27 protein-coding genes are annotated in these 18,537 nt (G+C 53.7%); 25 read left to right on the forward strand and 2 right to left on the reverse strand.

The window, feature by feature from the left end; genetic code table 11:
* Position 1: 1 nt before the first annotated feature.
* From ELK40_RS00230 to ELK40_RS00265, 6 genes are all read left to right on the forward strand, one after another.
* The gene (locus ELK40_RS00230; RefSeq protein ID WP_063136926.1) at positions 2 to 793 is read left to right on the forward strand and encodes an N-6 DNA methylase; all 792 of its coding nucleotides are present in this window, start codon (positions 2 to 4) and stop codon (positions 791 to 793) included.
* A 40-nt stretch (positions 794 to 833) separates the two neighbouring features.
* A complete protein-coding gene (locus tag ELK40_RS00235; protein ID WP_059312598.1) occupies positions 834 to 1,169 on the forward strand; it encodes a hypothetical protein in 336 nt (111 codons plus the stop codon).
* 687 nt (positions 1,170 to 1,856) lie between these two features.
* Positions 1,857 to 2,231, forward strand: coding sequence for a hypothetical protein (locus tag ELK40_RS00245; protein ID WP_127728871.1), 375 nt, complete (start codon positions 1,857 to 1,859; stop codon positions 2,229 to 2,231).
* On the forward strand, positions 2,228 to 2,575 hold the full coding sequence (locus ELK40_RS00250; RefSeq protein ID WP_127728873.1) for a hypothetical protein: 348 nt from the start codon (positions 2,228 to 2,230) through the stop codon (positions 2,573 to 2,575). Before ELK40_RS00245 ends, ELK40_RS00250 begins: the two co-directional genes overlap by 4 nt.
* A gap of 704 nt (positions 2,576 to 3,279) precedes the next feature.
* The gene (locus ELK40_RS00260; RefSeq protein ID WP_023345480.1) at positions 3,280 to 3,573 is read left to right on the forward strand and encodes a hypothetical protein; all 294 of its coding nucleotides are present in this window, start codon (positions 3,280 to 3,282) and stop codon (positions 3,571 to 3,573) included.
* Positions 3,574 to 3,589: 16 nt separating this feature from the next.
* Positions 3,590 to 4,411: a DUF932 domain-containing protein gene (locus ELK40_RS00265; RefSeq protein WP_127728875.1), complete on the forward strand. Its 822-nt coding sequence runs from the start codon at positions 3,590 to 3,592 to the stop codon at positions 4,409 to 4,411.
* A 28-nt stretch (positions 4,412 to 4,439) separates the two neighbouring features.
* On the opposite strand, the gene ELK40_RS00270 is transcribed toward ELK40_RS00265, so the two are convergent.
* Positions 4,440 to 4,979 carry a lytic transglycosylase domain-containing protein gene (locus ELK40_RS00270; protein ID WP_127728877.1) on the reverse strand — a complete coding sequence of 180 codons (540 nt, stop codon included), beginning with the start codon at positions 4,977 to 4,979 and terminating at the stop codon, positions 4,440 to 4,442.
* A gap of 573 nt (positions 4,980 to 5,552) precedes the next feature.
* Between ELK40_RS00270 and ELK40_RS00275 the strand changes: the two genes are divergently transcribed.
* Positions 5,553 to 5,948 (forward strand): conjugal transfer protein, encoded by a 396-nt coding sequence (locus tag ELK40_RS00275; RefSeq protein WP_127728879.1) that lies wholly within the window; start codon positions 5,553 to 5,555, stop codon positions 5,946 to 5,948.
* Positions 5,949 to 5,980: 32 nt separating this feature from the next.
* Here the strand turns inward: ELK40_RS00275 and ELK40_RS00280 are convergent, their stop codons facing one another.
* Positions 5,981 to 6,622: an Arc family DNA-binding protein gene (locus tag ELK40_RS00280; RefSeq protein ID WP_127728881.1), complete on the reverse strand. Its 642-nt coding sequence runs from the start codon at positions 6,620 to 6,622 to the stop codon at positions 5,981 to 5,983.
* 196 nt (positions 6,623 to 6,818) lie between these two features.
* Here ELK40_RS00280 and ELK40_RS00285 point away from each other — a divergent pair, with 196 nt between their 5' ends.
* The 18 genes from ELK40_RS00285 (at position 6,819) to ELK40_RS00370 (ending at position 18,513) form a co-directional block, all read left to right on the forward strand.
* Complete coding sequence (locus ELK40_RS00285) at positions 6,819 to 7,172, forward strand: type IV conjugative transfer system pilin TraA (RefSeq protein ID WP_032645467.1); 354 nt, start codon at positions 6,819 to 6,821, stop codon at positions 7,170 to 7,172.
* A 3-nt stretch (positions 7,173 to 7,175) separates the two neighbouring features.
* Entirely contained in the window at positions 7,176 to 7,478 is a 303-nt protein-coding gene (gene traL / locus ELK40_RS00290) for a type IV conjugative transfer system protein TraL (protein WP_032641335.1), read from the forward strand.
* Positions 7,479 to 7,484: 6 nt separating this feature from the next.
* Complete coding sequence (locus ELK40_RS00295) at positions 7,485 to 8,066, forward strand: TraE/TraK family type IV conjugative transfer system protein (RefSeq protein WP_032641264.1); 582 nt, start codon at positions 7,485 to 7,487, stop codon at positions 8,064 to 8,066.
* 11 nt (positions 8,067 to 8,077) lie between these two features.
* Positions 8,078 to 8,818 carry a type-F conjugative transfer system secretin TraK gene (gene traK, locus ELK40_RS00300; RefSeq protein WP_023338038.1) on the forward strand — a complete coding sequence of 247 codons (741 nt, stop codon included), beginning with the start codon at positions 8,078 to 8,080 and terminating at the stop codon, positions 8,816 to 8,818.
* A 2-nt stretch (positions 8,819 to 8,820) separates the two neighbouring features.
* Positions 8,821 to 10,224, forward strand: a complete 1,404-nt coding sequence (traB, locus tag ELK40_RS00305; RefSeq protein ID WP_127729005.1) for an F-type conjugal transfer pilus assembly protein TraB — start codon at positions 8,821 to 8,823, stop codon at positions 10,222 to 10,224.
* 11 nt (positions 10,225 to 10,235) lie between these two features.
* Positions 10,236 to 10,715, forward strand: coding sequence for a hypothetical protein (locus ELK40_RS00310; RefSeq protein WP_127728883.1), 480 nt, complete (start codon positions 10,236 to 10,238; stop codon positions 10,713 to 10,715).
* Entirely contained in the window at positions 10,712 to 10,987 is a 276-nt protein-coding gene (locus ELK40_RS00315; protein ID WP_127728885.1) for a hypothetical protein, read from the forward strand. The genes ELK40_RS00310 and ELK40_RS00315 overlap by 4 nt, the downstream gene beginning before the upstream one ends.
* A complete protein-coding gene (locus ELK40_RS00320) occupies positions 10,984 to 11,364 on the forward strand; it encodes a hypothetical protein (RefSeq protein ID WP_127728887.1) in 381 nt (126 codons plus the stop codon). Before ELK40_RS00315 ends, ELK40_RS00320 begins: the two co-directional genes overlap by 4 nt.
* Before the next feature lie 10 nt (positions 11,365 to 11,374).
* Positions 11,375 to 11,848 carry a hypothetical protein gene (locus ELK40_RS00325; RefSeq protein ID WP_127728889.1) on the forward strand — a complete coding sequence of 158 codons (474 nt, stop codon included), beginning with the start codon at positions 11,375 to 11,377 and terminating at the stop codon, positions 11,846 to 11,848.
* Positions 11,838 to 12,569 (forward strand): hypothetical protein, encoded by a 732-nt coding sequence (locus ELK40_RS22765; RefSeq protein ID WP_194235712.1) that lies wholly within the window; start codon positions 11,838 to 11,840, stop codon positions 12,567 to 12,569. The genes ELK40_RS00325 and ELK40_RS22765 overlap by 11 nt, the downstream gene beginning before the upstream one ends.
* 194 nt (positions 12,570 to 12,763) lie before the next feature.
* Complete coding sequence (locus tag ELK40_RS00335) at positions 12,764 to 13,294, forward strand: hypothetical protein (RefSeq protein WP_127728891.1); 531 nt, start codon at positions 12,764 to 12,766, stop codon at positions 13,292 to 13,294.
* A 107-nt stretch (positions 13,295 to 13,401) separates the two neighbouring features.
* Positions 13,402 to 13,956 (forward strand): type IV conjugative transfer system lipoprotein TraV, encoded by a 555-nt coding sequence (gene traV / locus ELK40_RS00340; protein WP_127728893.1) that lies wholly within the window; start codon positions 13,402 to 13,404, stop codon positions 13,954 to 13,956.
* Positions 13,953 to 14,207 (forward strand): hypothetical protein, encoded by a 255-nt coding sequence (locus ELK40_RS00345; protein ID WP_127728895.1) that lies wholly within the window; start codon positions 13,953 to 13,955, stop codon positions 14,205 to 14,207. The genes traV and ELK40_RS00345 overlap by 4 nt, the downstream gene beginning before the upstream one ends.
* Positions 14,204 to 16,813: a type IV secretion system protein TraC gene (traC, locus tag ELK40_RS00350; RefSeq protein ID WP_127728897.1), complete on the forward strand. Its 2,610-nt coding sequence runs from the start codon at positions 14,204 to 14,206 to the stop codon at positions 16,811 to 16,813. The genes ELK40_RS00345 and traC overlap by 4 nt, the downstream gene beginning before the upstream one ends.
* Positions 16,810 to 17,223, forward strand: coding sequence for a type-F conjugative transfer system protein TrbI (gene trbI, locus ELK40_RS00355; protein WP_127728899.1), 414 nt, complete (start codon positions 16,810 to 16,812; stop codon positions 17,221 to 17,223). The genes traC and trbI overlap by 4 nt, the downstream gene beginning before the upstream one ends.
* Entirely contained in the window at positions 17,220 to 17,855 is a 636-nt protein-coding gene (gene traW / locus ELK40_RS00360; RefSeq protein ID WP_032641283.1) for a type-F conjugative transfer system protein TraW, read from the forward strand. Before trbI ends, traW begins: the two co-directional genes overlap by 4 nt.
* Entirely contained in the window at positions 17,852 to 18,244 is a 393-nt protein-coding gene (locus tag ELK40_RS00365; RefSeq protein WP_127728901.1) for a hypothetical protein, read from the forward strand. The genes traW and ELK40_RS00365 overlap by 4 nt, the downstream gene beginning before the upstream one ends.
* Positions 18,235 to 18,513 carry a hypothetical protein gene (locus ELK40_RS00370; protein ID WP_127728903.1) on the forward strand — a complete coding sequence of 93 codons (279 nt, stop codon included), beginning with the start codon at positions 18,235 to 18,237 and terminating at the stop codon, positions 18,511 to 18,513. Before ELK40_RS00365 ends, ELK40_RS00370 begins: the two co-directional genes overlap by 10 nt.
* Positions 18,514 to 18,537 lie beyond the last annotated feature (24 nt).

An 18,537-nucleotide genomic window follows, 5' to 3' on the forward strand; every position in this document is an offset into this window, starting at 1 on the left:
CATGTCACAACTGAGTTTTGAATCCCTGTTCCTGCCAGACCAGGCTGATCCGAAGCCGCGGGCTTCCGCTCCTGTCCGGGTGCAGTCCCCAGCTGAGGCGCGTAAGCAGTTCGCCAGTGTGTTCCGTCAAACCGCGAAATATATGCGCCGTTCCGAAGTGTTCCGCGACTTTATCACCCTCGCCGCCAGTGGGCTTGATATAGCGAGCATACGCTCGCCAGAAAGCATCGAAAACAGCCGACGAATCTGCGGGCGGTATCAGCCGGACGATTTAGACGCCATGAGACAGCTGTTCTGCCTGTTGGTGGAGGGGCTGGCGGGTGAAATGCATGATTTTCTGGGCGCACTTTATATGGAGCATGAGCTGGGCGCGGACGAAATGGGGCAGTATTTCTCTCCGTCCTCCATCTCCCGCCTGATGGCCGGACTACTCATGCCCGGCGCTCAGGAGACGATAAAGCGTGAGGGTTGGATGACGCTAGATGAGCCTACCTGTGGTAGCGGCGGGATGGTTATTGCCTTTGCATACTGGATGGCTGAGGCGGGATATAACCCCTCAGAACAGCTGTATGCCACCTGCACAGATATCGATCCGATGGTGGCTGATATGGCCTTTATCCAGCTGGCTCTGCTGGGTATCCCTGCGAAAGTCGTGACCGGTAATACGCTGACTCTGAAAGCAAATCGCGTGCGTTATACCCCCGTTTATTACTTCAATGACTGGCAGGGACGTCTGGAGTTTCGCAGTCGTTTCGAAGCTATGAAAAACTTTCTGGCCACAGTGGCCGCCTGACTGACAGAGCGGCAGGGCAGACCTGCCGCAGGGAGAGAAAATGATGAGCAACACACTGAACGCTGTTCCGGCCACCGTGCTGGAGACGATGGCAGAACGCCTGCAAGGCCAGGCTGAACCGATAAAAATCCGCAGCAACGATGATCACGCCGCGCTGGCTGCAGATGTGCTCTGGAAATTTGCCCGTAAAACCGGGCTGAACAGGGAAAGCGAAAGCGTGCAAACTGTCATCACGGATTTTCTGGCAAATCTGCTGCACCTCTGCGAACAGTGCGAGCCGGACGGGGCTGGCATTGAGGGATTTAATGTCCTGCTGAATATGGCCATGATGCACTATGAGCAGGAAAACGGAGGTGACAGCGAAGAACCGATCTGATCGGAAATCCTGGCCCCGGTGCATATCATCGGGGCAACCGCAAAAAACTCTACCCCTTCGGGGTAAACGGGGAGGGCGAAAGCGCCTCCGGCGCTCCTGCCGTTCCCCGTTGCTGTGCTTCACTCCTTCCCTGCGATCATAACCGGCATCCTGCTGGTTAACTTTCTCAGCTGCAGCTCCGTGGCCATAACCCGAAAACAGGGCAGGGCGATGGCCCCCTTCGGCTCCCGGCCAGCGCTGCTGTCCGGTCGTCGAGCCCCACTCCGCCAGGGCGGCTGCTGCGCACCCGCCGGGCTCCGCCGAACCCCTCCGGGTTTCGGGCTGACGCTAGGGTCTGATGGCGAAGGTCAAAGGCTGCGGCTTCTTCGGCCGTGCCGTCCGGAACGCCTTCACCGCGCCGGCTGATGCCGTCGCTTTAATGGCGCCACGCCGTTCCGACGTGTCGGGTGTGTGCATCCTGTTCCCCCGGTGAAGCCATCCCCCGTGTGTCCTCACGCGGAGGGCTGCTTGTAGGACCGTCGGGTCGTCATCCAAGGGGTGAAATGCACTCCGCCAAAACTTTTTGCGTACCGCAAAAACTTTCGTCTCCGCCCCTTTCCTTCCGCCCTTCGCCGTTGCTCCTTTGCCCTTTGCCGCGAGAGAACTCACCAGGGAGATGGACAACCATCACCACAGGAGAAAACCAGGATGCACACACAAAACGTCAACGTCAAAACCGCCGCTCCCGAATCTTCCAGGAAGATAGGGGGAAAAACACAAACTGAGTCCAGTGGCTTTGTTATGGAAACCATCGGGCAGAGTGAAACAGTCTCAGCGCTTACTTTTGAACAATTCTGGGATCTGTATTCATGGGTCGTCAGCGAATCACAAGCTGATGTGAAGCCTGTTAATTTTGTCGCACCGGCTGACAGTGTCGAACTGATTTATATCGATCCGGAAGTCCCGGATTACTTCTCAGTATGGCTACTGGATGGTTACCCGGTTGCCGCAGCTGCATTGCTGGAAAATTTCTCACGCGTATTACCTTCTTTCGTAAAGATCTTCGCTGGAGACAAATCATGATGCAAACAACGGTGACACATAAAACAACGCTCCTGCGCACTGATGGCTTTGTACGCAATATTCACTCACGTAATCCGTTCGACGTGATTCGTGCTGAAGTGGTTCTGGCTCGTATGGAAAAGCGGGCTGGAAAAACATGCGGCGCGTACTACGAAATCTATGATGTCACTTTGCTAGGAATGGCGCTGGACTACCTGGCTAAATTACCTCTTAAAGACCGCCCGGTATTCATGGGAGCAGCGTCGATGCGCGGCTTATTTCTGACGTGGGCTGAGGAAGAACGTGCGAAGGAGGCATACGACGATTTAATGACCGAGATGGCCATTGAGGCGGGTGAGATTTAGCCCCTGATACAGTATTCGGTCCAGCCCTGGTGGCATTCATCAGGGCAACCGCACAAACCTCTTTCCCCTGCGGGGAAACGGGGAGGGCGAAAGCGCCTCCGGCGCTCCTGCCTTTCCCCGTTGCAGTGCTTCCCTTCTCACCTGCGATCAGAACCGGCGTCCTGCTGGTTATCTTTCTCAGCTGCAGCTCCGTCATGGCCATAACACGGAAAAAGGGCAGGGCTATGGCCCCCTTCGGCTCCCGGCCAGCGCTGCTGTCCGGTCGTCGAGCCCCACTCCGCCAGGGCGGCCGCTGCGCACCCGCCAGGCTCCGCCGAACCCCTCCGGGTTTCGGGCCATACGGCTAGGGTCTGATGGCGAAGGTCAAGGGCTGCGGCTTCTCCGGCCGTGCCGTCCGGAACGCCTTCACCGCGCCGGCTGATGCCGTCGCTTTAATGGCGCCACGCCGTTCCGACGTGTCGGGTGTGTGCATCCTGTTCCCCCGGTGAAGCCATCCCCCGTGTGTCCTCACGCGGAGGGCTGCTTGTAGCACCGTCGGGTCGTCATCCAAGGGGTGAAATGCACTCCGCCAAAACTTTTTGCGTGCCGCAAAAACTTTTGTCTCCGCCCCTTTCCTTCCGCCCTTCGCCGTTGCTCCTTTTGCCCTTTGCCGCGAGAGAACTCACCAGGGAGATGGACAACCATCACCACAGGAGAAAACCAGGATGCACACACGAAACGTCAACGTCAAAACCGCCGCTCAAGAATCTACCGGAAGATGTGATTCAAACCTCACCACGTCCCAGTTCACGGATCTGTTTTGCTGGGTCCTGGCAGCATCGGAAGGGGAGCCACAACCGGCAATTTTTACGCCGCCAGAGAATGCCACTGAGCTGACGTTAATAAATGACGAATGCCCGGATTATATCTCTGTCTGGGTTGTAGATGGTCGCCCGGTGGCAGCTGCAATGCCGCTGGATAATTTTCACCGTGTTATTTCTTCATCTCTTACTAAATAATCAGGAGTAAATAAAAATGGTCAGTTTAGCAAGCCGTTATCGTATGCCTACCTCGATCCGTAAAGACCGTCCGCTAACAAATGATGAATTACAGCTCATCGTTCCGAGCGCGTTCTCATCGGATAAACACGATTCACGCTCTGAACGTTATACGTATATCCCGACCATTAACATTCTTGATCGCTTACGTGATGAAGGTTTTCAGCCATATTATGCAACTCAGTCACGTACACGTGACCAGGATAAACGCGACTTTACAAAGCATATGCTTCGCCTGCGCCGTCATGACCAGATTAACGGAAAAGAAGTACCGGAAATTATTCTGCTGAATAGCCATGATGGTTCAAGCAGCTATAAAATGATCCCCGGTATGTTCCGTCAGGTTTGCAGTAATGGTCTGGTTGCATGGAAGGATTTTGGTGAAATCCGCGTACCCCATAAAGGGGATATTGTCGGGCAGGTTATTGAAGGCGCTTACACGGTGCTGAAAACATTTGACGCGGTTGATGAAAATATTGACCTCATGAAAAGCATTCAGCTCACTTTGCCTGAGCAGCGCCTTTTTGGTAAGACCGCCCTGGAACTTAAGTACGATGGAAAACCAGCGCCGATTACCCCGGAGCAAATTATTAACCCCCGCCGGGTACTCGACAGAGGCCAGGATTTATGGACCACGTTTAACGTGGTTCAGGAAAATGTGATCCGTGGTGGGATTCGTGGCAGAACGCAAAAAGGGAAGATGACCAGAACGCGGGAAGTCACCGGAATTGATGGTGATATCAAATTAAATCAGGTGCTCTGGAAAATGGCGGAGGAGTTTGCAAAACTGAAGGCCTGAAAATTAAGCCGCTCAACAGAGCGGCTTTTTACTGCACGCTATGTGACGATGCTGTTTCTGCAATTTTAATATCATGCTCCTTTCCCGCAGCTGGCGCGAGACGTTCTGAAAGTAACTTTTTTCTGGCCAGTAATACACGATATATATTTTTGATATCCTGTGCATAGGCCTTGCGCTGTACAATGAGCTTTTTGCTCGGTCCAGTATTATACATCCCCACGCTGTCCCAGTTTTTCCCGTATGACCGAAAGTTGTGCGCCAGTACCCATGCTCCCGTATAAACGCAGATACATGGATCATTTAACAGGCGCTCACGGGTAATATTGAAGTTTTTAAGTTTACCGTAATGGGAACTGTTCACCTGCATACCGCAGACATCTTCCGTTCCATTCCTGTTTGATCCATTTATCGCATCCGGTACCAGATGGCTCTCTTTAATCGAAATTGACATAAGCAGCAGCGGATCAATTTGGTAATCTTTCCCGGCCTGATCAAAGCACATCTGCGGAGCTGCGCCAGCAGATAGTGAAAGAGTCAGCAAAGCAGCAGGCAGTGACGATATTTTCATGGTTTGGCCTTTTAGCGAAATAAACGGGCTTTGGAGAGGCGCTTTAAAAAATACCCCGGCGGATCGTCGTAATCAAGTAAATTCACTACAAACGCGCGTGAGCGCTCTCCTGATGGGATTTAACACCTGTCCGAAATAAACATGTCAGAGCAGTAGGCGGTATTAACATGCCGCTCTTTACTAACCCTTTAAAACATCACACCCCACGCAAGACTTCGTCTTGCAGATTTTTCTTTTAATTTCAGTTGGATGCCCGTAAGAATTTTGCGCATTGTTGGATTAAGAACGTTAAATGTCGCACATACCGACACTACACTATCGTATAATCCTGATACCTGTTAGTGTCGGTATGTCACACATGTATCGTACAATTGTAGATATGCTTTAATTCCATTGAATTATATATCGCACAGTGTCACACTGTCGCACATCCTGGTGCTGGATTGTACTACTGTATAGAGCGTAAATTCACAGCAGTATCAATCCATTGCACCTTTGCGCAGCAATCTGATAATCCACCAACAGGCTATATGTAGTGTCGGTTCCGACACTAACTTAAAACAGGTAAGAAATATGGGAAGAGTCGGCATCTACCTTAAAGATAAAATTGAACGCGAAGTTCGTGATATCGTTCAACAAGACCTGCAAAACGGCGCTAATGCTGGAGAAGCAAACATATCAGCTACCTGCAACGAATTAATCAGGCTTGGACTTCTTGTTTATAAGCGCGATGGCGAGGATGGCAACCAGTTTGATATTGAAGGATATCGCAGAGACCTCATAAGAAAAGCAGCCGGCTCACGTGAAGGCACAGTTCTCATTGCAACACTAGTCGCTGAAATGTATTTAAAAATGACAGGAAAAGACGGCGAGAGCAGCCTGGAAGATACGCTCGATATGATTATTAGCGGCATAAATACAGCCGAGAACGAAGCGGAAGCAAGGCACTTCATCAACGAAAAGGAATAAATCTGCGAGCCGGACACTCCGGCTCGCATCGATCACTGAGACGATTTTTCATCCCAGAGGAGGTCACCTTTTTCCACCTCTCTTATTTTTTCCTTCAGGAAAACTTCAAACTCCATACAGAGAACTTTAAGTGCCTGAGCATCCTCGTTCTGGTCAAGCAACCTTTCTGTAAAATAACCCAGCGTATTCATCAGGCGGGTGAGCATTTCGTCATTCAGACTACGGTTATGCACCTTCGCCATTGCCCTGATTTCATCAGCAAGATTCTCGGGAATACGCATGCTATATCCGGTTGTTTTCCCCGGAAGCAAAATCCGCTCACCCTCACGCCACATCCACAATTGTTCCTGCTTGAGTGGGGTTTTAACTTCAGCCACAACTTCAGCGGATTCACTATCAAGTAATTTTCCAAGCCACCCCTCGAATCTTACCGCTAGCGCTATGAGCCGCTCACCCTCCGCAGTTTTAATGACTGGCTTACCCGGCTGATAATTTAGCGACAATAAAAGCCTGGCAATAATTTCCTCATTCACACTCCTGTTGCCAGCTCTGGCACATATTCTCAGCTCCATAAGCAAATTATCCGGAGCACGCAATCGCCACTCCACCGCTTCACCTGGCTGGAACTTACGCGGACGGCCGCGACCATCCCACATTTTATCTTTAACTTTCATAGCTATAGATCCCGGAGGCCATTTCCGAACTTACTGGTCAACAAAGCCTACTCACTTACATATTCGGATAAATCTGAATTATTCCAAAAAGTGTGACATGCGTCACAGTTTTTTTTTTTTAGGGTCATGGGAAAATTGCGCCCGCGTAAACAAGCACTTACGCGATTCACTTTTGTTTACTTCGGAGAAAACAAACATGTTAACCAAAGGCAGTGCCCTTAACGTCGGTAAGGGATGGGCGGTAGCGTCTTTATTCCGCAAAGCACGCGAAAATCGCAAAGCTAAATTTTACTTAAAGTCAGCAGGCGCTTTTTTAATTGCGCTTATGGTCACTCACCCGGCATTCGCATCTGGTACTGACCTTCTTTCCTCACAAAACACCACGGTTAATTCAACCTTCGGTTCTGGCTCTTCACTGGTTAAATGGTTCTACATCGCCGAAATCATCATGGGCCTGTTTATTTACATTAAGGCCCGCTCACCACTGGTGTTCGTCGGTATCGTTATGGCAATCATCTTTACCCGTGTCGCCTTCGGCATCGCGAGCTAAATGATGAATGGGGAAGGAGATAAATATAACTTCCCGGAAACAATGAACCAGCAGGACCGTTATTTAGGCTTACCGATTGACGAGTTAATTGTTACCGCACCCCTATTGATTTTGGGGGTGCTTAACAACTTGTCACTTGAACTTGGTGTAATCGCGGGAATCCTCTGGTTTATCGTCAGATATCTGAAAAAAGGGCAGGGGTCATACTGGTTGCTTAATTTCTGTTACTGGCACCTGCCATCACTTTTATTCAAAGTAACCTTTCGCCAGATACCTGATTCAAGTTTCCGGCACTGGAGGGCATAGTTTTTCATGAAACTGAATATTAAAGGAGAGCGCGATAAACAACTCCGCTATGCGTTTATTGGTCTTTCAGCTTTAACTTTACTCATGGGCGCAGGGAATGTACTGACAGGGTCACTGGCATGGTATTTCGCCACAACCCAGAAAACCATCACCACGCCGTTAACGTTTAACCGCCCATTTGCATCAGATTCTAAAAGTGTCGATGCGACCGGTCTGACACAGTTCGCCGCTTCCTTTATTTACTGGCGACTCAACGTTACCCCGGAAAACATCGAACATAACCAGAAAATGATTCTTGGATTTGTCCCCTCCGCCGAACGGGACGTACTCAAGAAAGCCCTGGACATAGAAACTGAGCGCATCCAGAAAGCGGGCATCACCACCCAGTTCGACACGAAAGAAATTCGCGTCATGGATGATGGCTCCGTGCAGTACAGCGGGGTACTGAAATCCTCCACCACAAACGGCGCAATCATCACGCCACTGAAAGACCAGGAAAAAACCTACCGACTGAAACTGAGTTATGACAACGGTGTGATTAACCTCCACAGCTTTGAAGAACTCAAGCCGGTATCTTCCACTAACTGACAGGACTGCCCATGAAATTTCGCATTTCACCGGCAGCTGCTGCTGTGTTTTTGGCAGCGGGATTATTTACCAGCGGCCTCCGGGCCGCTTCCGCACCCGCAGCCATTCCGTTTGAGAACGACGCCGCCTTTAACGTCACCCTCAGCAACACCAACCCGAGCAAGGTTGTTGTAGACGGAGAACTCATTACCAGCATCAGCGGACCAACCGGTGCGTATGACCAGAGCCAGACCGAGGACGGAGCGCTTATCCTGTCTCCGCTTGTCGGTCAGAACTTCACCCTGTTTATCCAGACTGACCACGGTTCATCGCTGAGCCTGAACGTCAGGCCGCAGCCGGGTAACGGCAAAACACTGCGCTTCACCCCGATGTCACCACCACTTCGCAAGAACGACGATGCGAAGGCATGGGAAGAAGGGCAGACCTATGAAAAAACGCTGGTTGCGCTATCCCGCGCCGTAGTCAATGGTCAGGTGCCGGACGACTACCGGGAATACCCGGTCAGCCGCATGCCGGCTTACACACCCGCCAGTGATGTACGCCTGACGCCTGAACGCCAGTTTGTGGGCAACCACCTGCGGGTTGTTCGCTTCCGGATGAGCAACCCGGGCAGCATCACCCGCAGCCTCCGCGAGCGCGATTTCTGGCGCAAGGGCGTTCGGGCCGTAATGCTGTCGCAGAATCAGCTCTACGCTGGCGGCGAAGGCTATGCCTGGATTGTGTTTTCAGATGACGGAGACGCCCGCCCATGACCATAAGCCTGAATGAAAACCTGAAAACCCGCCGCAAGCAGCTGGCCATCCTGGCCGCCGTCATCATTGGCGGCGCAGCTGCAGCAGGCGGCGTAATGTGGTACGGGCAATACCAGCAAAAACAAAAGCAACCCGCACCGGTTGCAACACCAAACCTGACCGGCGTTGTGACCGCGACGTTTAACGAACAGGTCAACGATGCCGCGCTGACACAGCAGCAGGCAAAAACCTCCGCTCTTGAGCAAAACCTTGCCACGCTTGCTCAGCAGTTCGCGCAGAACAAGCTCACCACCGAGCAAAAGCTGGCTGAAAAGGATGCTGAAATTCAGCGCCTGAATGACCAGCTTACGAAAGCCCCCGGCAGCAACCAGACCACTGGCCAGCAGACACCACCTGCTGGCCAGAACGGAACACCACTCCCCGGTCCCGTTGCTGCCGGTCAGGCCCGACCACCCGAATACAATGTGACCCCCGCAGGTGCACCGGCCGCCACTGGTGTGAATATGGGGCAGGGCGCAGCGTTCTACCCGGGCGGCTCTGGCCAGAGAATGACAGGTGGCCTGTCGACAACAAAGTTCAGCTACGACAGCCTGAAGAAAAAACCAACCAAACTCCCCTGGATTCCTTCTGGCTCATTTTCTGATGCCGTCCTGATTGAGGGGGCCGACGCGAACGCCAGCGTCACCGGGCAGCAGAATACCAGCCCTGTTACTATCCGCCTGCAGGGCAACATTCAGATGCCCAACAACAAAGAGTTCAATGCTGACGGTTGCTTTATTGTGGGTGAGATGTGGGGCGATATCTCCAGCGAACGCGGAAACGTCCGCACCCAGTCCATCAGCTGCATCCTGAAAAACGGCAAGCACGTGGACATGGAGTTTCAGGGGCATGTCAGCTTCCAGGGTAAAGGCGGCATTCGCGGCAAGCCCGTTATGCGAAACGGCATGATTGTCGGCTACGCCGGTGCAGCAGGCCTCCTGTCAGGCTTTGGCGAAGGTATCAAATCTGCCGCTACGCCATCAGTAGGTATCGGTGCCACTGCTGATGTTGGTGCAGCTGATGTGTTTAAGCAGGGCTTTGGCGGCGGGGCTAATAAGGCCGCTGAAACGCTGAGCCAGTACTGGATTAAGCGCGCTGAGCAGTACCACCCGGTAATTGATATCGGCGCCGGAAATCAGGTGACCGTTGTATTCCAGAAGGGTTTCCGCCTTGAAACCATCGAGGACGCCGAGGACGCGAAAGCGAAAGAGGAACTGCAGAAAGCCGGCAACGCCGCGCAGAATGCCGTAACTCCGCAACCGGCGAGCCAAACCACCGCATCCAGTACCACCTCAGTCGGCAATATCAACCCGGATGACGTTCTCCGTCAGGCCAGTCAGCTGCGCCTCGGTGACACCATCAACTAAGGGAGCCGCATATGTCGTTTAAAACTGAGCTGGATGTTATCGAAGAAGACCTGAAGAAATGGCGTGCCGGGAAAAGGCTACATAAGTACCGGATATTTTGGTGCGCAGCAGCCATCCCGGGCAGCATGTTTCTCTACGGTGTTTTTTATCAACAGCCTGGATTTATCATTATGGGCGTGGTCCTCGGTTTCCTCTTGTTCCTGGCAGCGTCAGGCAAAATGGACGCTCCCGATAGCTGGGAAGGCCGAATCAATCAGGCATTGCAGTCGGTTAGCCCGAGAGATAAAGACGCGTTCGAAAAACTGTGCCGCACAGTGAATGAGAAGAGGGCTATAGAGCCTGATGACATTGCTGCATGGCTCAAAGACGAAAAAGAAGCGCGTGCGCTTTTCGAGCGTCAGCGAGATGAGAAGCAACGCTACAGCTTCACTAAATGGCTGGAAAAACGGGAGTCTGACCTGAAGGCCGAATGTAATGAAGAGGGCAAATGAAAACAACAGCGCAGGGGGGCGGGTCAGACTGCAAAGCAAAGGATGTGAACCGTCGAGTAAGGATAACAGTTAACTGGCTCTATTCGATCCTTTGGTGGCTCGGGTGGATAGCGGCAATTTGGCTAAATATAAAAGGGTTAGAGGAGGTGTATGACTACCGTCGTTTGGGAGCACAGCTGATAGCCATCATCCTTATTTTATTACCCTGGCCAGGTAGCTCCGCCGTCCCCCTGACGGGATTGAACGACGACAACAAAAAGGAGCGCAAATGAAACGCATTGCCTCAGCTTTGTTGATGGTGCTCTCCCTCACAACACCTGATGCGGTGAAAGCTGCCGCGACAGTGGTGGTTCTTAACCAGATGGCAGCGCAAAAGCAAATTGCCCGCGCAGCCCGGTTTGAAGCTCTGGAAAGCGAAGCACTGGCCCTTCCTGATGCCTGGAAAGCGTATCAGCAGGTGTCTGACTCAGTCCCTGGGGATGCACCTACCGAACTGCAAAATCGCTACCGCAGCCTCGCTGTCTCACTGGCAATTAAGGCCGCAATGACCTGTTCTCCAGAAGCCCTCAAGCTCCTTGAGCGTAACGATGTGATTGAGTTTCGTGTACTCCGTTCATCGTTAGTCTCAGCCTGCAGAACCGCTAAATAAGGAGGTTGGAATGCGTGATGAAGAGCGTAATAACAGTCTGCTCAGGAGCATGCGGATGCATATTGCTGAATGGGAGGCTCGGCGACCTACTTCTGCAAGAAGTACGTTCATCTTCGTTTGGCTTGCCATGTTCCTCGGTGCAGCAGCATTGGTACTCGCGTACTACCTGACTCTATGGGCACTGGGTTTCCTGGTTGTCTGGTTTTTTCTGAGTCAATGGATATGCAGGCGAATTGTCCCCCGCTACAACGAAAGCTGGGCGGAGGTATTCGACAGGAAGCTTACTGCTTATGAACCCCTAAACCTTTCCGCCTGGGAACAACTGAAACACCAGGCTGAAACAGAAGGGCTGACAGCCAGCATTGTCAGACGCTGGTACCAGGAAGAAGCGAGGTCCGTCTGGCCAGAAAAGAAACCTGACCTGAAGTTCCTCAGGAAGAAAATCTGCGCTGACAGCAAAAAGGACGAAGTGAATGAATCGTAAAACAGCACTCACACTCTCTCTGGTCGTATTGCTCAGTACACCTCAGCTTGCTACCGCCGGGATGTCTTTATTTGGGTCCGTGACCGGACGCGGTGAAGAAAGCTTCCTGATGGCTAAGAAAAAGGCCCTCGCTGATAAAGACCCCTGGCATGCCTGGCTGGAATTGTCTGCCAGTGACCCAGGCGATATCTCCAGCGATATTCGTGAACAATACAGCGAACTGGCAGCTTCACTGGTTCTGAGTGCAGCCCGGAAAAATAATCCGGATGCACTGGTCCTGGTGTTCAGCCGGGATGACGCGCCGGGGTTTGTTGGCAGCCGACCCGAGCTCTATGAGCCACTCCTGATGCTCGCAGAAATGGCAGCAGGAAACCGGAAGGACAAAGAGCTGTTAATGACAGCCGGGGACATACTGCAAAAAGGACAGTGGACAATCAAAGACAGCCAGCGCGCAGCGGGTTACTACTCACGGGCCTGGCTGGCAGGAGAGAACAGCGCACCTGCAAAGATTTACTCCATCTACCAGGAGCTGCAGGACCCTGGCAGCGCTTATCTCTGGCAACTTCGCTGCATCGGCAACTGCCGTATCTGGCAGGATGAAAGCCACTCTCCGGTGACCCAACTCCTGAACCCCCGCCAGATTCAGTGGATTCAGAAACAGGCACGGGATAAGACCGTCATAACCGTTAACGGGCTGGCAGCCCTTAAGGAGCTGCAATGAACATAATGTCCAGAAGCCTTATGGCAGCAGGCCTGACCGCAGGGCTACTGCTCAGCACCTTAAGTGCGCATGCCGGTAAAAGCCCGGGTTCTGGCTCAAGGTCTTTCAGCTCGTCCTCAACCAAAGGCTCTGCTGTACGAAGTTCCCCGCGAACGTCGACGTCAGGACCGGTCACGTATAAAAGCGCTGTACCCGTGACGCCGGTCAACCGCTTCAACTCGCGGACACCTGAAAAAACCGGCAGCTACCGTTCTGTTTTGTCTCAATCGCAAACCCTTCCTTCAGAAAAGCTGCAGACAGTTATTCGGGAGAAAGAACGAAGCGGACCGGGCTGGATGGGAACCGCGCTGCTGGTCTGGTTATTGAGTCAGCACGACCTTTCCTCCTCTGATAAGGAGTGGGTAAATCAACAAATTGCGCAGGCGAAAAAAGAGAACCAGCAGATTCCGCCACCGCCTCCAGAACTGTCAGATGTGGCATTCAACTGGAGCTATCCATCTGCGTTTAAACCAGGGGAAAAAGCGCTGATCGCCGTTAGTGCAACACAGGGCATTGCCGGTAAATCAGTCCCTGTTACCTGTGTAATGAAAGGCTCTTACGGCGTTAAGGACGGTGAAATCACCCGGATGGAATGGACGCCCGATAAGGCCATGACAGCCGTGATGCGCTGTGAGGCCGGCGGGTTGAGTGACTTACGTATCTTTAGCGCAGGAGATATGAAATGACAGCGACTGCCAGAAAATTTTCACTGTGATTCAGAGCAACTGCAAATAATCGAAACTGAGTATTACCCCTCCCTGAATACCCCTTAAATTAAAACCGGAGTTACCCCATGAAAAATCTACTGGGTGCTGCACTGCTGTGCAGCGCACTGACCGGCTGCGCCGGTCTCAATTCTGATTTCGACTGCAACAAGACCGCGACCGACCAGTGCCTGACTACCGGTGAGGCCAACAAGCTGGCCGCTCAGGGTAAAAGTCTGGATGACCTGACGGCAGAGAAAACCGCAAAAAAGCCTGCGGGTGAAACCCTGCCGGCACTGCGCAATTCAGCACCGGTCGTGAATCCCTTCCGTCCTGTCTCCGCCGCAGCAACCGGAACCACTGCCGCTAAGCCTGCTGCACCGAGCCCTCTGACCACTGCGCCGGCGAAATCGTCTGGCTCGCTGGTCACGCCGCTGACCACGCCAAGTCATGCGACCCCTGTGCCGGTTAACACTGCGGGCCGCGTTCCGGTTCAGCGTATTCCTGACGCCACGCAGCGCCTGTGGATTGCACCCTGGGTGGACACGGACGACAACTTTCATCAGCCGGCTGTGGTCGAGTTCGTGAAAAACAAATCCCACTGGGATGAGAGCTACCGCGTCATCGGGGAGGGCGGGGAATGAGCAGCCACCACGTTTCCGGCAAGAACGGCGTCGATCATCTGGTGAAATCATTCATCCATACACGTAAAGGAACGGCGCAAATCACCGCCACACAGTCAATCGATACCGACGATGAAACGCTGGACGTTCTGAGCGTGAGCTGTGACTGGCAGATTAAGACCGCCGGTGATGCACCGCACACCGGCCAGATGAACGAAGAGAAGCTGCGTCGCCTGGAGTTGATCCGGGCCGCTGCGGAGGGCCGAAAATGAGTTTTGTCGACAGCCTGATGGATATGCTGAAAAACGGGAAAGAGGAAGACGGGGCAGCAACGGCCCGCAACAACCTTTCCCAGACCTGGGACTACCCGTCCCTGGTCGCTGCGCTGCCGTACCGGTATTACGACGACAAGAATGAAATTTTCGTCAACGCCGGCTCTGCGGGCTTCATTATGGAGGCCGCCCCGCTTCCTGGTGCGAACGAGCAGGTGATGGCCGCGCTCGATGACATGCTGCGTAAGAAGCTTCCCCGCCAGACCCCTGTGACCGTCATTATGCTGGCCAGCAAGTGTGTCGGGGAACGTATCGATCGCGGCGTGAGTAACGACATGTGGAAAGGGGGGATGGCCAAACACCTCAATAAAATTACCCGTGCGTTCTGGCAGCGCTCCGCGCTGCACGGCCTGGCCAACGAACGGGAATACCCGCTCTACCTGCGTAACTACCGTATCTTTCTTGTTTATGGTCAGCCCATTAAGCGCGCTTCCCAGATGCAGCGGGTGATGGATGACCTGATTCAGATACGCAACACCATCCGCGTCTCACTGGGAGCCGCGCGCATCGACAGCATGAATACCGATGTGCACGCTTTCCTGTCTGCAGTACGCGAGCAGATGAACTACCGTCAGGAGCAGGTGCTGACATCCTCCGGGGATTACAACGAGGATGAAAAGCTCAACCGCCAGGTGGTTGATCCGGGGATTGACCTTAAGGTTCATCCATCGCATATCCGGATGGAGCTGCCGGAGACCATCGACGCGCGCGGGACACGCCTGCCTGCATCGGCATGCCGCATCATCAACATGCAGCTTGCCAAAACGCCTAAACGTTTCGCCCTCTGGCAGGGGGCTGACAATCTCCAGAACCTGCGTTTTCCCGACCTCGGGATACCCTGTCCCTTTATGCTGACCTGGACGACGGAACTGGAGGAACAGACCAAAAGCCAGAGCGAGTCTTTCCGTAAAGACCAGGACCTGTCGAAAAAAGCCAACTCAGCCTATGCAGCACTCTTTCCCGGTACCAAAAAAGCGGCAGAAGAATGGCGCCGTACCCGGGAACAGCTGCACAGTAATGAAATTGCGCTCTGCAATACCTACTTCAACCTGACCCTGTTCGCGCCGGACAACAATACCGAGGCGCAGAAGTGTGAACTGGCCGCCGTCAACGTGTTCCGAAAGAACGAGCTGGAAATGGTGACGATACAGTATCAGCAGATGCGTAACTGGCTGGCCAGCTTCCCGTTCGTCATGCAGGAAGGGATGTGGGAGGACCTGAAGATAACGGGAGCAACACTACGCGCCAAGTCATGGAACGCGGTGAGCCTGATGCCGGTCGTCGCCGAACGTCAGCTGTCCAACGTGGGGATGCCGCTCCCGACCTACCGCAACCAGGTTGCGTTCTATGACATGTTTGGAGAGGAGAACGGCAGTACCAACTTTAACATCGCGGTCACCGGCACTTCAGGGGCAGGGAAATCGTTTCTGATACAGGGGGTGCTGCGCGATGTTCTAAACGCCGGTGGTTACGGCTGGGTTATCGACATGGGGGACAGTTACAAGAACTACTGTCACCAGGCCGGCGGGGTTTATCTCGATGGCTCCAAGCTGCGCTTTAACCCGTTCGCCAACGTTACGGACATCAAACATTCTGCAGAAGGGATTGTGCGCCTGCTGACGGTACTCGCCAGTCCGACGCAGCCGCTGGATGGCGTCTGTGAAGCGATCCTGCAGAAAGCGGTAATGGATGCGTGGGAGAAAAAGGCAAACAAAGCCCGTATCGATGACGTTCATAATTACCTGACCAATGAGGACGTGAATCAGGCGTTCGCTGATAAGCCGACCATCATCGCGCGTCTCGCTGAGCTGGCCATGCTGCTCGATACCTACTGCACCTGGGGGCCTGACGGAGAATACTTCAACGCAGACACCCCGACGCTCGATGGTGAAACCCGCTTCGCGGTGCTGGAGCTGCTGAGTCTGGAAGACAAGCCGAAGCTACTCTCCTCCATCCTGTTCTCGCTCATTCTGGCGATTCAGGAAAAGATGTACCACAGCCCGCGCGACCTCAAAAAAGTCTGCATCATCGACGAGGCATGGCGTCTGCTGGGTGGCTCCAACCCGCACGCGGCAAGGTTTATCGAAACCGGCTACCGCACCGTGCGTCGTCACCGTGGCGCGTTTATCACCATCACCCAGGGCATTAAGGACTTCAGCGCCAGTAAGGAAGCCGAAGCCGCCTGGAACAACAGCTCCACCAAAATCACCCTCCTGCAGGATGCGAAGGCGTTTAAACAGTACCTTGCCGATAACCCGGATCAGTTCTCGGACATGGAAAAAGAAGTTATCCGTGGCTTCCAGCCAGCCCTGCAGACCGGCTACAGCTCCCTGCTGATAAACGCCGGTGAATACAGCTCCTTCCATCGACTGTTCGTCGATCCCGTGACGCGTGCCATGTTCAGCTCGCGCGGCGAGGACTTTGCTTTCATGCAGAAAGCGCAGAAAGAAGCGGGGGCAACTGCGGAAGAAGCGGCGTATATGCTGGCGGAGAAAAAATACGGCAGTGAACTTCGTGAACTTGAAGAGTGGGTGAAAGCAGCATGAGCGAACAACAGAGCAAACCGTATAACGGCGACACCGTCCGCGACGGTGTAACAATCGCCAGCAAAACATCCCGCTGGGTTAAAGCCAGCATGCTGGGGCTGGCGGGACTTATGGTTATGACAGGCGTGGCATATGTGACGGCGAAAGCCGTCACCCCGGAGGTTGTGGTCTTCGACATGAAGGGGACTGTGGACCTCTTCATGCAGCAGTCCGCTCAGTTACAGCTCGATGAAAACAGGGCTAAAGCGATGACCCAGCAGTTCAACGCGGCACTGACCGGCAGCCTGGATACATGGCAGTCCTCACACAACGCCATCGTTCTGGTGAAGCCGGCGGTGATGAGCCCGCAGCGCGATATCACGAATGAAATTCGTACTGATATTGCCCGACGCATCCAGGGGGGCCAGTGAAAAAACGACTGCAGCTGACGGCCATGATGCTGCTGATGCTTTCCGCCGGCAGCGGGGCGAAAGATCTCGGTACCTGGGGCAACGTCTTCGAGCCTGCAGAGCAGGACATGCTGGCGTTTATCCAGAATCGCCTGAAGGGAATGGAGCAGACGGGCGAGCTGGACCGCCTTCGCAAAGAGGCAACGGAAAGAGTGAAGGAGCATGCGGTACGTCCGACACCGGTGGAAGGGCTCACGAAAGCGAAGGAATACCGCAGCTTTGCCTGGGACCCGACATTTACCGTGAAGGAAACGATCACAGACATGCAGGGCAACGTGATCGCCCGCAAGGGCGACACGGTCAATCCTCTGGATAAGGTGCCCTTCAGCCAGGTGCTCTTTTTTATCGACGGCGATGACAAGGAGCAGGTGAACTGGACCCGACAGCAGCTCGCCGGCCAGACCAGCGTGAAGGTCATCCTGGTGAACGGCAACATCAAGGAAACCAGTGATGCGCTGAACGAACGTATCTACTTCGACCAGTCTGGCGTACTGACCCGTAAATTCGGTTTTGAACACATCCCCGCGCGGATATCGCGCGACGGCCGCGTGATGAAAGTGGAAGAGATTCCGGTATCAGGAGCGAAAAAATGAGTGCAACAACGTTAGGTGACCTGTTTCCCGAAATGCGTCAGGCGGTCACATCCCATCGACGTTACGGCAGAAAACCGCGTAAACCCGCTGAGATAACGTCGCGCATGGGAACAGCAGAACGGCTGAAGACGCTGTACCCCGAAATTGACTCCTGGCATCCGGTACTGGTGACCAAAGCCTGGCTCCACTGGTGTGAGCAGAACCAGCAGGACAGCCGGGAGCCGTCCAGGCGTGATGAACGTTTCCCGGACTACATCATTCACCTCTTACTGGAGAACATGCGGGCCGAGGACAGCGCGAAACGTAAAAAGGGCCCAACGCTGTCACTTTCCGAGCGTCTCGACAGGTTGTTTGCAGGCGAAGGGCAGGAGAACGCCGAATGTCACTGATACACAATAACACTGTGCCACCTGCGTCTCAGCACATGACAGGCCACAATGCTGATACCAGGGGCTGCGACGAAACCGTGAATCAACTCTGTCAGCTGTACCCTGAAATCGCATCATGGCAACCGGCGCTGATCGCCGGTGCCTGGCATCAGTGGTGCGCGGAGAACCAGCGTCAGCCGATAGCGCCAGACGAACGTGATGAGGCGTTTCCCCTGTACCTCGTCAGGCTTATCCGTAACAGAATGGAGGAGATGAACGCATGGCGTTAATCAGCTGCTTCACTGGCCCTCAGG

Origin of the sequence: Enterobacter sp. N18-03635 (genome assembly GCF_004006055.1) — a bacterium.
GTDB lineage: Bacteria > Pseudomonadota > Gammaproteobacteria > Enterobacterales > Enterobacteriaceae > Enterobacter > Enterobacter vonholyi.

Bases quoted from the DNA above. Each gene is read 5' to 3' on its own strand.
- ELK40_RS00230 (WP_063136926.1), top strand. From the start codon at position 2: ATGTCACAACTGAGTTTTGAATCCCTGTTCCTGCCAGACCAGGCTGAT.
- ELK40_RS22765 (WP_194235712.1), top strand. From the start codon at position 11,838: ATGAATCGTAAAACAGCACTCACACTCTCTCTGGTCGTATTGCTCAGT.
- ELK40_RS00310 (WP_127728883.1), top strand. From the start codon at position 10,236: ATGTCGTTTAAAACTGAGCTGGATGTTATCGAAGAAGACCTGAAGAAA.
- ELK40_RS00275 (WP_127728879.1), top strand. From the start codon at position 5,553: ATGGGAAGAGTCGGCATCTACCTTAAAGATAAAATTGAACGCGAAGTT.
- ELK40_RS00320 (WP_127728887.1), top strand. From the start codon at position 10,984: ATGAAACGCATTGCCTCAGCTTTGTTGATGGTGCTCTCCCTCACAACA.
- trbI (WP_127728899.1), top strand. From the start codon at position 16,810: ATGAGCGAACAACAGAGCAAACCGTATAACGGCGACACCGTCCGCGAC.
- ELK40_RS00365 (WP_127728901.1), top strand. From the start codon at position 17,852: ATGAGTGCAACAACGTTAGGTGACCTGTTTCCCGAAATGCGTCAGGCG.
- ELK40_RS00245 (WP_127728871.1), top strand. From the start codon at position 1,857: ATGCACACACAAAACGTCAACGTCAAAACCGCCGCTCCCGAATCTTCC.
- ELK40_RS00295 (WP_032641264.1), top strand. From the start codon at position 7,485: ATGAAACTGAATATTAAAGGAGAGCGCGATAAACAACTCCGCTATGCG.
- ELK40_RS00280 (WP_127728881.1), bottom strand. From the start codon at position 6,622: ATGAAAGTTAAAGATAAAATGTGGGATGGTCGCGGCCGTCCGCGTAAG.
- ELK40_RS00235 (WP_059312598.1), top strand. From the start codon at position 834: ATGATGAGCAACACACTGAACGCTGTTCCGGCCACCGTGCTGGAGACG.
- ELK40_RS00250 (WP_127728873.1), top strand. From the start codon at position 2,228: ATGATGCAAACAACGGTGACACATAAAACAACGCTCCTGCGCACTGAT.
- traC (WP_127728897.1), top strand. From the start codon at position 14,204: ATGAGTTTTGTCGACAGCCTGATGGATATGCTGAAAAACGGGAAAGAG.
- ELK40_RS00285 (WP_032645467.1), top strand. From the start codon at position 6,819: ATGTTAACCAAAGGCAGTGCCCTTAACGTCGGTAAGGGATGGGCGGTA.
- ELK40_RS00260 (WP_023345480.1), top strand. From the start codon at position 3,280: ATGCACACACGAAACGTCAACGTCAAAACCGCCGCTCAAGAATCTACC.
- ELK40_RS00325 (WP_127728889.1), top strand. From the start codon at position 11,375: ATGCGTGATGAAGAGCGTAATAACAGTCTGCTCAGGAGCATGCGGATG.
- ELK40_RS00270 (WP_127728877.1), bottom strand. From the start codon at position 4,979: ATGAAAATATCGTCACTGCCTGCTGCTTTGCTGACTCTTTCACTATCT.
- traK (WP_023338038.1), top strand. From the start codon at position 8,078: ATGAAATTTCGCATTTCACCGGCAGCTGCTGCTGTGTTTTTGGCAGCG.
- traV (WP_127728893.1), top strand. From the start codon at position 13,402: ATGAAAAATCTACTGGGTGCTGCACTGCTGTGCAGCGCACTGACCGGC.
- ELK40_RS00315 (WP_127728885.1), top strand. From the start codon at position 10,712: ATGAAAACAACAGCGCAGGGGGGCGGGTCAGACTGCAAAGCAAAGGAT.
- ELK40_RS00345 (WP_127728895.1), top strand. From the start codon at position 13,953: ATGAGCAGCCACCACGTTTCCGGCAAGAACGGCGTCGATCATCTGGTG.
- ELK40_RS00370 (WP_127728903.1), top strand. From the start codon at position 18,235: ATGTCACTGATACACAATAACACTGTGCCACCTGCGTCTCAGCACATG.
- ELK40_RS00265 (WP_127728875.1), top strand. From the start codon at position 3,590: ATGGTCAGTTTAGCAAGCCGTTATCGTATGCCTACCTCGATCCGTAAA.
- traL (WP_032641335.1), top strand. From the start codon at position 7,176: ATGAATGGGGAAGGAGATAAATATAACTTCCCGGAAACAATGAACCAG.